Below are 14,107 nucleotides of genomic sequence, written 5' to 3' on the forward strand. Positions count from 1 at the left end.
TTTAGAATAGACTTGGTGCAAAACCTTTAATTTTAATAATTTAACGGTTATTATTAATATCAAAGGTGATAATTATTATGTTAAAAAAATACAAAGATGAACAAGAATTTTATAGTTTAGTGGGAATAAAACTACAAACATTTCAAAAAATGGTTGAAATTTTAAAAAAAGCTTAAGCAATTAAAAAGCAGTTGGTGGTAAACCTAATAAATTATCAATAGAAAATCGTTTATTAATGACATTAGAATACTGAAAAGAGTATAGTAGTTATAGAGTTATTGCAAAAAGATATAATATTAGTCATACTAGCTGCATTCGTAATATTTTTTGAATTGAAAATACTTTAATAAAAAGTGGAATTTTTAATTTATCTGGCAAAAAAGATTTAATCAAAAATAAAGGAATCAATAATACTTTACTAGCTATTGATGCTACTGAAACTCCAATTGAAAGAATTAAAAAAAACTAAAATTACTTTTTTCGGGTAAAAACAAACATCATACTCTTAAATCGCAAATAATTATTGATATTTTAAATGGAAAAATTATTTCAACCGCTTTTTGTTTTGGAAGCATTCATGATTTTAAATTACTTTTAAAATCTAAAACTTTTATTCATCTAGAAAAACAAGTTTTTGTTGATTCAGGTTATCAAGGAATACAAAATATTCATAAAAATACATTTTTGCCATTTAAAAAAAGTAAATACAATAAATTAATACCAATTCAAAAAGAATACAATAAAACTTTAAGCAAAATTAGAATTAAAATTGAACACGTATTTGCTAAACTAAAACGTTTTAAAATTTTAACTTTAAAATATCGCAATAAAATACGAAGATTTGCATTAAGATTTAATTTAATAGCAGAAATATATAATTTTGAATTACCTTAGTTTTGCACCAAGTCTATTGAAATATTTCTTTTAATAATTTCAAAAATATTATCACTTCTAAATGATTTTAATATTTCTTGTTCTAATTTTTTAGAATCTTTTCTTAGAACCTGTTTAAAATCTTTTCAATAAAATTGAAATAAAGGCAAGAACAACCATTTGTAAGCTAGTATTTAATTTTTTTTCACAATTTTTTCATAATCTTCTGCATTTTTCTAATCATGCAAAACTTCGTTCTACAACTCATCTTTTTGGTAATACTACAAAAGAATCTAATTCATTACGTTTTATAACTTCAACATTTGCATTTATAATTGTTTTAATTTTAGAAGCAAATTTTTCACCACTATAACCAGCATCTACTAGTATTTTTTGAACTGCAGAAAGATTCTCTTTTTCATTTTCAATCATTATTATAGCACTATTACGATCTGTTTTTTCTGCTGTGGTTATGTAAATTGCATGTGGTAAACCTTGAGAATCAACAGCAATATGACGCTTTATTCCTGAAATCTTTTTACCAGCATCATAACCTTTATTTTTAGTAGTATCTGTATTTTTAACACTTTGTGAATCAATTATACAAAAACTAGTTTGTTATTTTCTACCATTATTGATACGAAATGCCTTGACTAATTTTTTTTAAAACTAATTGTAATACACTAGGTTCTTTATCATTATTTTTACTTCAAGCTTGAAAATAATAATATACAATTTGTCATTTTGGAAAATTTTTTGGTAACATTCTTCACTGGCAACCACTTTTTAATACATATAAAACTGCACAAAATACTTCATATAAATCTAAACTTCTTGGTTTAGTTCTCTTTTTAGTATTTTCTAAAATTGATTTTATATTTTCAAATTGCTCTTTGCTAACATTACTAGGATAATTTTTACACATATATACCTCTTATTTTAAAATATATAATCATTTTATCCTATTCTCTAAAAGATTTTAAACAGGTTCTTAGAACCTGTTTAAAATCTTTTTAATAAAATTGAAATAAATGAAAGAATAATAATTTGTAAACTAGTATTTAATTTTCTTTCACAATTTTTTCATAATCTTCTGCATTTTTCTAATCATGCAAAACTTCGTTCTACAACTCATCTTTTTGGTAATACTAGAAAAGTATGTAGTTCATTATGTTTTACAACTTCAACATTTGCGTTTATAATTTCTTTTATTTTAGAAGCAAATTTTTCACCACTATAACCAGCATCTACTATTATTTTTTGAAATGCAGAAAGATTTTCTTTTTTATTTTGAATCATTATTATAGCGCTATTACGATCTGTTTTTTCTGCTGTGGTTATGTAAATTGCATGTGGTAAACCTTGAGAATCAACAGCAATATGACGTTTTATTCCTGAAATCTTTTTACCAGCATCATAACCTTTATTTTTAGTAGTATCTGTATTTTTAACACTTTGTGAATCAATTATGCAAAAACTATTTTGTTCTTTTCTACCATTATTGACTCGAATTTTTATAACTTATTTTTTTTAAAATTAGTTGCAATACAATAAGTTCTTTGCCATTATTTTTACTTCAAACTTGAAAATAATAATATACAATTTGTCATTTTGGAAAATCTTTTTGTAACATTCTTCATTGACAACCACTTTTTAATACATATAAAACCGCACAAAACACTTCATATAAATCTAAATTTCTTGGTTTTGTTTTCTTTTTGCTATTTTCTAAAATTAATCTTATGTTTTCAAATTGCTCTTTGCTAACATTACTAGGATAATTTTTACACATATATACCTCTTATTTTAAAATATATAATCATTTTATCCTATTCTCTAAAAGATTTTAAACAGGTTCTAAGGATAGAAAAAAATATTTAAAAATAATATAAAGAAAGGAAAAATAATTATGCCATGAGAACCATATGACAAATGAAGTCAAGCGGAAAAAGATTCATGAAAAAAAGAGCTGAAGAAACAAACAAAGCATGAGGAGAAAGTAAGGAAAAAGAAAGAAGAGAAATAGTTGCTAATGCTCTTGGATTTGAAAAAGAAGACACTATAAAAAAAGAACAAGAACAGTTGAAAGAAGTATGAACAGAAAAACAAAAAGTTGGTAATTCTTTGGGATTCAAAGAAATTAAAAAAATAAATAATAAAGCTTCAACAAGTAAAGGTCAAAGTTCTAGTAGTAAATCACAAAAAATGTAAATCTTAAATACTTTAAAACTGCACAATTGTGCAGTTTATTTAGCAATTTTATTTGTATAATTTTAATGAAAATATTTAACTTAAATAAGTTTTAAATATAAAATAAAAGTGTTATAATTAAATTGTTATTATTTTTTATAGAACAAAATAATTATAAAAAATGAATATAAAATTTAAACATAAACACCAAGTTCAAATAACCTTTAAAACTTTTAGTTCCTTATTTTATACAGGAACTTTTTTTATTTTCAAATTTTTACTTAGCAACTTGATAATATTTAATATGTTAAACATTACCCTTTTATTTTTTCATTTTATTTTTTTGATTGTCAAAAATTGATTTTAATTTTTTATCAGCTTTAATTTCTGATTTATTTTTCTGATAATTAAAAGCAAATTTTACTTGTTCTTTATAATTATCAATTGGTTTAAATTTTAATCATATACACCTCTTACTTTTAAAGTATATAATGATTTTACTTTATTTTCTAAAAGATTTTAAACAGATTCTAACACTTTTATTTTATATTTTAACACTTATTTATTTAATATATATTTTTAAACAGATTTTTACAACTTGCTGTTTTGTCTTTAAATAAAGGTCATATATGACCTTTATTTAATTATTTATGCTCGGTTTCGTTTTTATTTTCAAATTCTGATTTTGCAACTGGTTTATTTTTATTTTCACATGAACCAGTTTTACATTTTCTATTTTTAAATTTTTCTTTTAATTTATTAAACATTTGTTTTTACCTCAGTTTCTTTTTGAATAATTGCTGATTTAAATTGTTTGTTTGTAAATAGATTTTGGTTGAAATTTTGGTGAGTAATATTCACTCATTTGTAAAGTTTGACCAGTTCTAGGATTTCTTACTATTCTTGCGTTCTTTTTAACAATCATGAACTTTCCAAGATTTGAAATATCAACAAATTCCCCAGTTGAATTTTTAGTGATGATGATTTCTGAAAGTTTATCAATGCAGTTTTCAACATCTTTTTGATTTAGATTAATTTCATTACTTATTCCTTTTACTAATTATTTTTTATTCATACTATCCCTCCAAAAATTTTAATTTTTAATTATTTTTATTCTTCGGAACTTTCCTCTAATCTGTGTTTCTTTGCTAATTTACAAATGAATTTTTTCTAAAAACACAGTTTTTAGGAAAATCCCTATTCTTTTTTAAGAATTTCACGGTTAGGATTTTGTTCAGCTATTATTTGTTTATAAATTGTATCACGATATTTTACACAACCATCAATAACATTTTCTAAAGGATTTTGAGCAATACGTACTTCAAAGATATCTCCTTCATATTTTTGACGAACTGGTTTTGTACCAGATTTATTAGATTTAATTTCAATGAAATATTCTTTAGATAATTCTTCCATAATAAATTCATCTATTTTTTTAATATAAGCTCCACCACCACAAATTGTGATTCCCTTACCTTTTTTCTTTAAGTCACTAACACTTCCAGCAGCTTTGTCTCCGACAGTTCTTAACACTGTTCTAATTGTAGGAATAACATGCTCTCTAAATTGAACTTGCATAACACTTTCACGAATTTCTTCGGGTGTAATTTCAATAGTTTTAGAAATTGACATTGTTTCTCCGGGTTGAGAGTCCAATCTAGGTAATGAAATCCCCGAAATAGTATACGGTTTTTCATTTTGATATTTCATAAGTGAACCAATTTTTTTAAGAACATCTTCAGCTTCTTTTGTTCCAATTTTTATAGCATGTTTTTTAGCAATGTATTCTTGAATTTTTTGTGTTAAAAAATCTCCAGCACAATGTGTTGTATATGAATATAAAATTGAATCATTATTAATGACAGCAATATCAGTGCTTCCTCCACCAATATCAATACACATAATTGCTGTTCCAAAAATATCTTGTCCCGAACCTAAAGCTGCCATTTTAACTTCTTCTTGTACAAATCCACGAAGTGCTCCTAATTGATGAACAATATTTTCTAAGAACCTGTTTAAAATCTTTTAGAGAATAGGATAAAATGATTATATATTTTAAAATAAGAGGTATATATGTGTAAAAATTATCCTAGTAATGTTAGCAAAGAGCAATTTGAAAATATAAAATCAATTTTAGAAAATACTAAAAAGAGAACTAAACCAAGAAGTTTAGATTTATATGAAGTATTTTGTGCAGTTTTATATGTATTAAAAAGTGGTTGCCAGTGAAGAATGTTACCAAAAAAATTTTCCAAAATGACAAATTGTATATTATTATTTTCAAGCTTGAAGTAAAAATAATGATAAAGAACCTAGTGTATTACAATTAGTTTTAAAAAAAATTAGTCAAGGCATTTCGTATCAATAATGGTAGAAAAGAACAAACTAGTTTTTGTATAATTGATTCACAAAGTGTTAAAAATACAGATACTACTAAAAATAAAGGTTATGATGCTGGTAAAAAGATTTCAGGAATAAAGCGTCATATTGCTGTTGATTCTCAAAGTTTACCACATGCAATTTACATAACCACAGCAGAAAAAACAGATCGTAATAGTGCTATAATAATGATTGAAAATGAAAAAGAGAATCTTTCTGCAGTTCAAAAAATACTAGTAGATGCTGGTTATACTGGTGAAAAATTTGCTTCTAAAATTAAAACAATTATAAATGCAAATGTTGAAGTTATAAAACGTAATGAATTACATTCTTTTGTAGTATTACCAAAAAGATGAGTTGTAGAACGAAGTTTTGCATGATTAGAAAAATGCAGAAGATTATGAAAAAATTGTGAAAAAAAATTAAATACTAGCTTACAAATGGTTGTTCTTGCCTTTATTTCAATTTTATTGAAAAGATTTTAAACAGGTTCTAAGAGACCACGTACTTTACATACGCTTAGTAATCATAACGGTATACGGTTTATCTTAAAGGACTTTATTACATTATAACATATTAAAAACTTATTAAAGTAAACTTTAATAAGAATTTTTGGATTATTAAAGTAAGTATTATTGTTGACTAATATTTTTCAAGTGTTATGATTAGCATACAATTGCATATTAAAGTCTAAATTATTCTCGTCTAACTTTATAATTTAAAGACAATAAATGAATGTTATAGACAACATCGGTATGCTCCCAAAAATTTTAAAAATTTTCTTTTCTTTAAAGTATTTATTTTTAATTAAAATTTGATAATTATTAAGTATTTTCACTTAATTTAAACATTATATATCAAAACAAAAAACCTTAATATATTTTTTTCATTTTTTAAATATTTTTTAATAAATTATATGTATCTTGACAAATCATTAATTCTTCATTTGTTCTAATTTTAAAAATTTTCTTTTCTTTAAAGTATTTATTTTTAATTAAAATTTGATAATTATTAAGTATTTTCACTTAATTTAAACATTATATATCAAAACAAAAAACCTTAATATATTTTTTTCATTTTTTAAATATTTTTTAATAAATTATATGTATCTTGACAAATCATTAATTCTTCATTTGTTCTAATTTTAAAAATAGGAACTTCTGATTGTTTATCACTAATTTCTAAGTAATCATTATACTTATCATTATTTTTATTAGTTACTAATTTTAAAGTAAACACTTTAATTTCGTCAATAACTAATTGACGAATAATTGCAGAATTTTCACCAATACCTGCTGTAAATACTAATGCATCAATATTACTATCTAAATCATTACCATATTGAACAATATAATTAGCAATTCTTTGAACAAACATTTTTATTGCTAATTGTGATTGTAAATGATATTTATGGTTTTTATCATTACTACTTGCAAGAACATCACGTAAATCAGAAGAATGTCCACTAATTCCTAATAAACCTGAACTTTTATTTAAATCATTAGTAATAGTTTCAATAGTTGCTTCTGCTTTAACATTACACATATAACCATGAATAGAAGGGTCAATGATACCACTTCTAGAACCCATAATTAAACCATCTAATGGTGTTAATCCCATGCTAGTATTAAAACTTTTACCATTTTTAATAGCACAAATACTAGCACCATTACCTAAATGACAAATAATAGCATTAATCTTATCTTTTGGTTTATTTAAAATATTAGTTAATTTATCTAAAATATAACGATAACTAGTACCATGAAAACCATATCTTCTTACCTCATATGTTTTATATCAATCATATGGAACTGAGTAAAGATATTTTTCTTCAGGAATAGTACTATGAAATGAAGTATCAAATACTGCCACATGTTTAGCATGTGGAACTAATTTTTGAAAAGATGATAATCCTTTTAAAGCTGGTGGATTATGTAATGGTGCTAATGGAATACATGCTTTGATACCAGCAATGACTTTCTCATCAATAACAATTGAGTTATTAAATTTTTGACCACCGTGAACCATACGATGACCAATTCGTTTAATATCATCAAAATTATTAATGACCTTATACTCAATTAATGCATCAATAACTGTTTGTGCTCCTATAACATGATCGGCAATATCTTTCGTTACTTCATGTTTAATAAAGTTATCACCATTAGCAATTTCAATAATAAAATTACTATTTTTAATAGCTATCCTTTCAACTAAACCTTTACAAAGAATAGTAAAATGAGGTTGTTTATCATTATTAATAGCATTAAAAAGTTGAAATTTAATAGAACTACTTCCAGCATTAATAACTAAAATTTTATTTTGTTCTGACATATTTGTTTTATCTCCTTATTAATTCTTAATTAATGTTTGAATAGCAGTGATCAATGCTGTGTAATAAATGTCATCAATAGTAGCACCACGAGAAAGATCATTAACTGGCTGATTTAAACCCAAAACAATAGGACCAATAGCTTTATAATCACCTAATCTTTGAGCAATTTTATAACCAATATTAGCAGCATCTAAAGTTGGGAAAATAAATGCATTACAATGATTTTTAATTGTTAATTCTGGGAATTTTTTATTTCGCACTTCTTGATCTCAAGCAGCATCAAATTGAATTGGTCCTGCTACTTGCACATTCTTTAATTTTAAATGCTGAACAAAGTTAGTAGCATTACGTACTTTATCAACACTTTCACCACTACCACTAGTATTAGTAGAATAAGATAACATTGCTAATTTAATTGGATTAAATTCTAAAAGTTCGCCAAAGTGAATTGTAGATTTTGCAATATCTGCTAATTGTTCAGCTGTTGGATTTAAATTAATTGAACCATCACTAAATAAAAATATTTCTTCATTTTTATTCATAATAAATGTACTTGAAACAGTTTTAGTACCTGCTTTTGGTCCAATAATTTGTAAAGCCGGACGTAAAATATCAGCAGTAGTAAAAGTAATACCACCAACAAAACCATTAACTTCTTTATTATTTAATAACATCATTCCATAGTAATTACGACTTAATACCAATTTATTAGCTGCTTCTAAAGTTAAACCCTTTGCTTTTCTTAATTCATATAATTGATTAGTAAAATTTGTTACTTGATTTTCTTCAATAGATAATGTTTTAATATTAGAATTTTTAATATTACTAGGAATTTCTTTATCATTATTAAATAATAAAACTGGTGTAATAAAATTTTTAACAGGTGAATTATCATTAATAATTTTTAAAGCTACTGCCTGTACTTTTTCATTATCACCTTCTGGAAATAAAATTCTGATTGATGTTTTGCTTTTTTGTAAAATAGATAAAATAAAATCTAATAGTTTCATATTATCTTCTCTCCTTTAATTTGTTAATTTTGATTGCTAATAATAGTTGCAATTGCTTTATTTTGTACTGCTTTAATGATATTATTTTCAACCTTAATATCAAATACCATAATTTTCAAGTTAGCTTCCATGCACATTGTTGAAGCAGTTAAATCCATTACTTTTAATTGTTTATTAGTAATATCTTGATATGATAAATGTGAATAACGAATAGCATTTTTGTTAATATTTGGATCTTTATCATAAACACCATCAACGCCATTTTTTGCCATTAATAATATATCCGCATTAATTTCAATAGCACGAAGTGCTGCTGCAGTATCCGTTGTAAAGTACGGTGAACCAGTACCACCAGCAAAAATACAAACATAGCCTTTTTCAAAACTACTAATAGCTTTTTTGTAATAAAAAGGTTCAGCAACTTGATTAATATCTAATGATGTTTGCACAATAACTTTTACGTTAAGAGCTTTTAACTTTGATTCAATTACCAAAGCATTCATAATAGTTGCTAACATTCCCATATAATCAGCATTAATTCTTTTTAAACCAATCTTTTCTCCCTGTTTAGCACCACGTCAAATATTACCACCACCAATTACTAAACCAACTTCTACTTTTGCCTTAACTAGGGTTTGAATTTGTTGACAAACATTATCAATACTTTCATTATTATATAATTCATTACTACCATCACCTAAAGCTTCACCACTAATTTTTAATAATATTCGTTTATATTTAAATTGTTCCATTTTTGATCATCCTCCTTAAATTTAATATTATAAAAAGCCACAGATTGCTTTGTGGCTTCTTATTTATTTACTGTTATCACTAGATAATGAATCATTATTTGCGCTTTCAGCGACAGTTTCTAATTCAACGTTAGCAATAACTTTTTGTGCTAAATGATCTTTAACAAAAAGTTGTGCTTGTGGAGTAATAATTGTTAAACGTTTTTTAATTTTTTTAATACCCTGTTCATAAACAATTTTTAAAACATTTTTCTTTTGTTCCAATGCAACAATTTTACTAGTATTAACGCTTTGTCCAAAGAAATAAATATTATGTTCATCAACTGCGATACCAAAATCAAAACTAAAAATATATGCTAATCCTAACATGATAACTAAAAATATATACTCTACTATTAATAAACTTAAAAAAGCAGGATCAGATTTAATATATTCTGGTTCAAATCTTCAAACTTGCATTCCAATTGGAACAATCGAGATAACTAAACCAATTACCCCAACTATTAATGTTGCTATTAATAATTTTAAATTCAAAAATTTAATAGTTGTTTTTGGTTTATTAAAACTATATCATCCTCAAACAAGAATAACTAATAATAATATAAACATTACTAATGCAATATAATATATAATTTGAAAATTCACTTTATTTACCTCCTAAATGTTTATTTGGCAGAACTATCAATTTTTTCACCTAATTGATAACGTATCATAGCTATAATTGTAGCATGATTTTTAGTTAAATACTCTTTAACCTTAATTGTATTATCTTTAATATAAAGTTGATCAACAATAGTTAATTCAGATAATACTTTTTCAAAACGACCTCTTATAATATTTTCAAGAATATTATCAGGACGTTTTTTTGCTTTCAATTTTTCTTCTTCTTTTGTTTTTTCACTAATAATTGATAATTCTTTATCACGAACTGTTGCGGGTATGTGATCAATATCAATATATTTAGCATCTGCTGATACTAATTGCATAGCAACATTATTTGGAATATCACTTTCCTTATCAACACCTTTGATAATAACTAAACCACTATATTTACCACCACCATGGACATATGAACCAAAAACTTCATCACTATTTTTACTTAAATATTGAAAACGATTTAAAACAATATTTTCACCTAATTTAGCGATAGCAAATCTTATCTCATCATTTAAACTTTCACTACTTCCATCAGCTTTTAACATTAAAGCTTCTTCAATAGTTTTAGGTTGATGTTTTAAAATTGTTTCTAAAATCTTAGTAAATAAATCATTAAAATCTTCTAAATCAGCAACTTGTTCAGTTTGACAATTTAATTCAGCAATAATTGCATTATTACCACTAATAACAACTTTAGTAACCCCTTCAGTGGCTTTATTAATACTTTTTTTCTCTGCTTTTGCTAAACCTTTAATTTTTAATAGGGAAAGTGCTGCTTCAAAAATATTATTTTTTTCCATCAAAGCTTCTTTACAATCAGTAATTGGTAAATCGGTTGTATCTCTTAATTTTTTCAATAATTTAACATCTACTTTAACTTCTGACATATAAACTATTCTCCTTTATTCTTTATTTTTTCAATTCCATTTTCAGTTTTATTTTGATCAAGACTAGTAGTTTCTTCTAGTACTATTTCTTTTTTATCAATAACTGGTTTTACACTTTGTCCTTCATTAATAGCTTCAGCAATTTTCTTTGTAATTAAAGTAATTGATTTTGTAGCATCATCATTACCAGGAATAATATAATCAATATTATCTGGATTTGAATTACTATCACAAATCGCAATAATTTTGATACCAAGTTTAACTGCTTCTTCGACAGCAATTTTATTAGTAATAGTATCAGTAACAAAAATAGCTTCTGGTAATTTATACATATTTCTAATACCACCAAGATTACGTTCTAAACGCGCTTTTTCTTTAATTACTAGCATTTGCTCTTTTTTTGTTAAAAGTTTAATTTCTCCACTTTTTTCTTTATTTTCAATATCAATTAACTTTTTAATACTTGATTTAATAGTTTTAAAATTAGTTAAATTACCACCTAATCAACGTTCTGTTACATAAGATGAATTACAACTAATTGCAAGTTCTTGCACAGCTTCTTTGGCTTGTTTTTTTGTACCTACAAATAAAACTTTACCACCATTTTCACTAGTTTCTTTAACAAAGTGACAAGCTTCATCTAATTTACGCATTGATTTTTGTAAATCAATAATATGAATACCATTTCTTTGACCAAAAATATATTTACGCATCTTTGGATCTCATCTTTTAGTTTGGTGACCAAACTGAACTCCCGCTTCAAGGAGTTGTTCACGTGTTACAACTGACATATTGTCTCCTTCTAATTTGTTTTTCTTCCATTTATTTCTAACATTGGCCACTTTTTAATTAAAAAGCACTAGGCAATGAATTCACAAATGTGTTGCTTATTTTCATTAAATTAAGCCTATATATTTTATCATATTTTTTATATTTTAAACAAATTATTTTTAAACATAAAAATAGAATTGTATTTTAATAAACTATATTATAAAAATATTTTTTTATTTTTCTTAAAAAAATAATACCAATAAAAACGGTGGTTGGCCCTTAATTACTGGACCATTTTTGATATAAAATTCTAAATTTTAATTTGTAAAATTGGTGGTTTTAGAAATTTAGAATGTATTCTTTCATAATTATAAAACATAACATATTGATTTACATCATTTATAGCTTCATTGATGGATAAATATTGATTTGATCCTTTAGGTAGTCATTCTTGAGATAAATGAGAAAATCAGTTTTCAGATAATACATTACCACCAATATCATAAGGTTGTTTTTTGCTTAAAATTATTTGTTTATCCTCTGCTCATTTTGTGATATCGTGACAATAAAATTCGTTGGCGTTATCTGAATGTAAAATAACATTTTTTACTTGATTTCAAGAAAATTGTTTGTTGATTTTTTCAAGAGCAGGAAGAATTAAATCCTGATATGATTTATTAGGAGCAATATTATAACTAACAACATTATTTGAATAAAAATCAATAATTACAAAAAGATATAATCATCCTTCTTTAGTATTTATTTGTTTAGTGTCCATTGATCAAATTTGATTTGAAGAGGTTGTACTTTTATAATCTTTGTTTACTTTATCCATTGTAGGTATTCACTTATTTGGATTTTTTTTGTTTTTAGGATAGTTATTTTTAGTTTGTTTTAATCCTTGAATATTGTGTTCTTTCATAATTTTTCGCATTTGTTTTATTGATAATTCTATATTTAAAATGATATTTTTTTCTTGTTTTAATCACTCTTTAAAAGCTGAAAAAATTCTTAAATATCCATAAATTCTGCCTTTTCTTGTAGAATGAAATTCGATTAAAAGTTGGCATATTTTTTGATATTTATGATTGCATTTAATAATATGATTTTCTTCTTTTTTAATAGGTTTTTGTTTATTTTTTAAAAAGTAATATGTTGATCTGTTTAAGGTGGTTGGCCCTTAATTACTGGACCATTTTTGATATAAAATTCTAAATTTTAATTTGTAAAATTGGTGGTTTTAGAAATTTAGAATGTATTCTTTCATAATTATAAAACATAACATATTGATTTACATCATTTATAGCTTCATTGATGGATAAATATTGATTTGATCCTTTAGGTAGTCATTCTTGAGATAAATGAGAAAATCAGTTTTCAGATAATACATTACCACCAATATCATAAGGTTGTTTTTTGCTTAAAATTATTTGTTTATCCTCTGCTCATTTTGTGATATCGTGACAATAAAATTCGTTGGCGTTATCTGAATGTAAAATAACATTTTTTACTTGATTTCAAGAAAATTGTTTGTTGATTTTTTCAAGAGCAGGAAGAATTAAATCCTGATATGATTTATTAGGAGCAATATTATAACTAACAACATTATTTGAATAAAAATCAATAATTACAAAAAGATATAATCATCCTTCTTTAGTATTTATTTGTTTAGTGTCCATTGATCAAATTTGATTTGAAGAGGTTGTACTTTTATAATCTTTGTTTACTTTATCCATTGTAGGTATTCACTTATTTGGATTTTTTTTGTTTTTAGGATAGTTATTTTTAGTTTGTTTTAATCCTTGAATATTGTGTTCTTTCATAATTTTTCGCATTTGTTTTATTGATAATTCTATATTTAAAATGATATTTTTTTCTTGTTTTAATCACTCTTTAAAAGCTGAAAAAATTCTTAAATATCCATAAATTCTGCCTTTTCTTGTAGAATGAAATTCGATTAAAAGTTGGCATATTTTTTGATATTTATGATTGCATTTAATAATATGATTTTCTTCTTTTTTAATAGGTTTTTGTTTATTTTTTAAAAAGTAATATGTTGATCTGTTTAATTGAAGATATTGACATAGGTTTCTAATTGAATATTGATTTTTACAATCATCAATAATTTTAATTTTTTCTTTGATATTTAATTTGTTAATTACTAATGCTATTTGTTTAATTTTATCCATTAATAAAAATCCTTTCAGGTTAAAATTAGTGTTAATTATATAACACAATTGTTTTTAGAATACA

General features: G+C 24.3%; 16 protein-coding genes and 2 pseudogenes. 4 read left to right on the plus strand and 14 right to left on the minus strand.

Going from position 1 to position 14,107, the window contains the following annotated elements; translation table 4 throughout:
• Positions 1-235: 235 nt before the first annotated feature.
• Both AAHM96_RS02595 and AAHM96_RS02600 read left to right on the plus strand, forming a co-directional pair.
• Positions 236-469, plus strand: a complete 234-nt coding sequence (locus AAHM96_RS02595; RefSeq protein WP_342272935.1) for a transposase family protein — start codon at positions 236-238, stop codon at positions 467-469.
• 2 nt (positions 470-471) lie between these two features.
• The gene (locus tag AAHM96_RS02600) at positions 472-894 is read left to right on the plus strand and encodes a transposase family protein (RefSeq protein ID WP_342273697.1); all 423 of its coding nucleotides are present in this window, start codon (positions 472-474) and stop codon (positions 892-894) included.
• Between the two features lie 114 nt (positions 895-1,008).
• Here AAHM96_RS02600 and AAHM96_RS02605 read toward each other — a convergent pair.
• Together AAHM96_RS02605 and AAHM96_RS02610 are read right to left on the minus strand one after the other, a co-directional pair.
• Positions 1,009-1,798: pseudogene (locus AAHM96_RS02605) on the minus strand (IS5 family transposase).
• A 77-nt stretch (positions 1,799-1,875) separates the two neighbouring features.
• A protein-coding gene (locus tag AAHM96_RS02610; RefSeq protein WP_342273497.1) for an IS5 family transposase occupies positions 1,876-2,665 on the minus strand; the annotation gives its coding sequence in 2 pieces (ribosomal slippage) (positions 1,876-2,394 and positions 2,396-2,665; 789 coding nt in all).
• 140 nt (positions 2,666-2,805) lie between these two features.
• Here AAHM96_RS02610 and AAHM96_RS02615 point away from each other — a divergent pair.
• The gene (locus tag AAHM96_RS02615; RefSeq protein WP_342273498.1) at positions 2,806-3,084 is read left to right on the plus strand and encodes a hypothetical protein; all 279 of its coding nucleotides are present in this window, start codon (positions 2,806-2,808) and stop codon (positions 3,082-3,084) included.
• A 623-nt stretch (positions 3,085-3,707) separates the two neighbouring features.
• On the opposite strand, the gene AAHM96_RS02620 is transcribed toward AAHM96_RS02615, so the two are convergent.
• The 3 genes from AAHM96_RS02620 to AAHM96_RS02625 form a co-directional block, all read right to left on the minus strand.
• Complete coding sequence (locus AAHM96_RS02620) at positions 3,708-3,830, minus strand: hypothetical protein (protein ID WP_342273151.1); 123 nt, start codon at positions 3,828-3,830, stop codon at positions 3,708-3,710.
• Between the two features lie 38 nt (positions 3,831-3,868).
• On the minus strand, positions 3,869-4,123 hold the full coding sequence (locus tag AAHM96_RS08430; protein ID WP_425288775.1) for an HU family DNA-binding protein: 255 nt from the start codon (positions 4,121-4,123) through the stop codon (positions 3,869-3,871).
• Between the two features lie 137 nt (positions 4,124-4,260).
• Positions 4,261-5,085: a rod shape-determining protein gene (locus AAHM96_RS02625; protein ID WP_342273698.1), complete on the minus strand. Its 825-nt coding sequence runs from the start codon at positions 5,083-5,085 to the stop codon at positions 4,261-4,263.
• Positions 5,086-5,136: 51 nt separating this feature from the next.
• Between AAHM96_RS02625 and AAHM96_RS02630 the strand changes: the two are divergent.
• A pseudogene (locus AAHM96_RS02630) lies at positions 5,137-5,927 on the plus strand (IS5 family transposase).
• A 408-nt stretch (positions 5,928-6,335) separates the two neighbouring features.
• On the opposite strand, the gene AAHM96_RS02635 reads toward AAHM96_RS02630, so the two are convergent.
• From AAHM96_RS02635 to AAHM96_RS02675, 9 genes are all read right to left on the minus strand, one after another.
• The gene (locus AAHM96_RS02635) at positions 6,336-6,467 is read right to left on the minus strand and encodes a hypothetical protein (protein WP_342273499.1); all 132 of its coding nucleotides are present in this window, start codon (positions 6,465-6,467) and stop codon (positions 6,336-6,338) included.
• A gap of 55 nt (positions 6,468-6,522) precedes the next feature.
• Positions 6,523-7,776 (minus strand): acetate kinase, encoded by a 1,254-nt coding sequence (locus tag AAHM96_RS02640; RefSeq protein ID WP_342273500.1) that lies wholly within the window; start codon positions 7,774-7,776, stop codon positions 6,523-6,525.
• Between the two features lie 18 nt (positions 7,777-7,794).
• The gene (pta, locus tag AAHM96_RS02645; RefSeq protein WP_338975242.1) at positions 7,795-8,787 is read right to left on the minus strand and encodes a phosphate acetyltransferase; all 993 of its coding nucleotides are present in this window, start codon (positions 8,785-8,787) and stop codon (positions 7,795-7,797) included.
• A 23-nt stretch (positions 8,788-8,810) separates the two neighbouring features.
• Complete coding sequence (pyrH, locus tag AAHM96_RS02650) at positions 8,811-9,539, minus strand: UMP kinase (protein ID WP_342273501.1); 729 nt, start codon at positions 9,537-9,539, stop codon at positions 8,811-8,813.
• 63 nt (positions 9,540-9,602) lie between these two features.
• Positions 9,603-10,184: a hypothetical protein gene (locus AAHM96_RS02655; protein ID WP_342273502.1), complete on the minus strand. Its 582-nt coding sequence runs from the start codon at positions 10,182-10,184 to the stop codon at positions 9,603-9,605.
• Between the two features lie 20 nt (positions 10,185-10,204).
• Positions 10,205-11,083: a translation elongation factor Ts gene (gene tsf, locus AAHM96_RS02660; protein WP_338974964.1), complete on the minus strand. Its 879-nt coding sequence runs from the start codon at positions 11,081-11,083 to the stop codon at positions 10,205-10,207.
• Positions 11,084-11,088: 5 nt separating this feature from the next.
• Positions 11,089-11,874, minus strand: a complete 786-nt coding sequence (rpsB, locus tag AAHM96_RS02665) for a 30S ribosomal protein S2 (RefSeq protein WP_342273503.1) — start codon at positions 11,872-11,874, stop codon at positions 11,089-11,091.
• 290 nt (positions 11,875-12,164) lie between these two features.
• Complete coding sequence (locus AAHM96_RS02670) at positions 12,165-12,788, minus strand: DDE-type integrase/transposase/recombinase (protein ID WP_342273037.1); 624 nt, start codon at positions 12,786-12,788, stop codon at positions 12,165-12,167.
• A gap of 277 nt (positions 12,789-13,065) precedes the next feature.
• A complete protein-coding gene (locus AAHM96_RS02675; RefSeq protein ID WP_342272824.1) occupies positions 13,066-14,043 on the minus strand; it encodes an IS3 family transposase in 978 nt (325 codons plus the stop codon).
• Positions 14,044-14,107 lie beyond the last annotated feature (64 nt).

Origin of the sequence: Spiroplasma endosymbiont of Acasis viretata, from assembly GCF_964031275.1 — a bacterium.
In the GTDB taxonomy this organism is placed as follows: Bacteria; Bacillota_I; Bacilli_A; order Mycoplasmatales; family VBWQ01; genus Spiroplasma_E; species Spiroplasma_E ixodetis_A.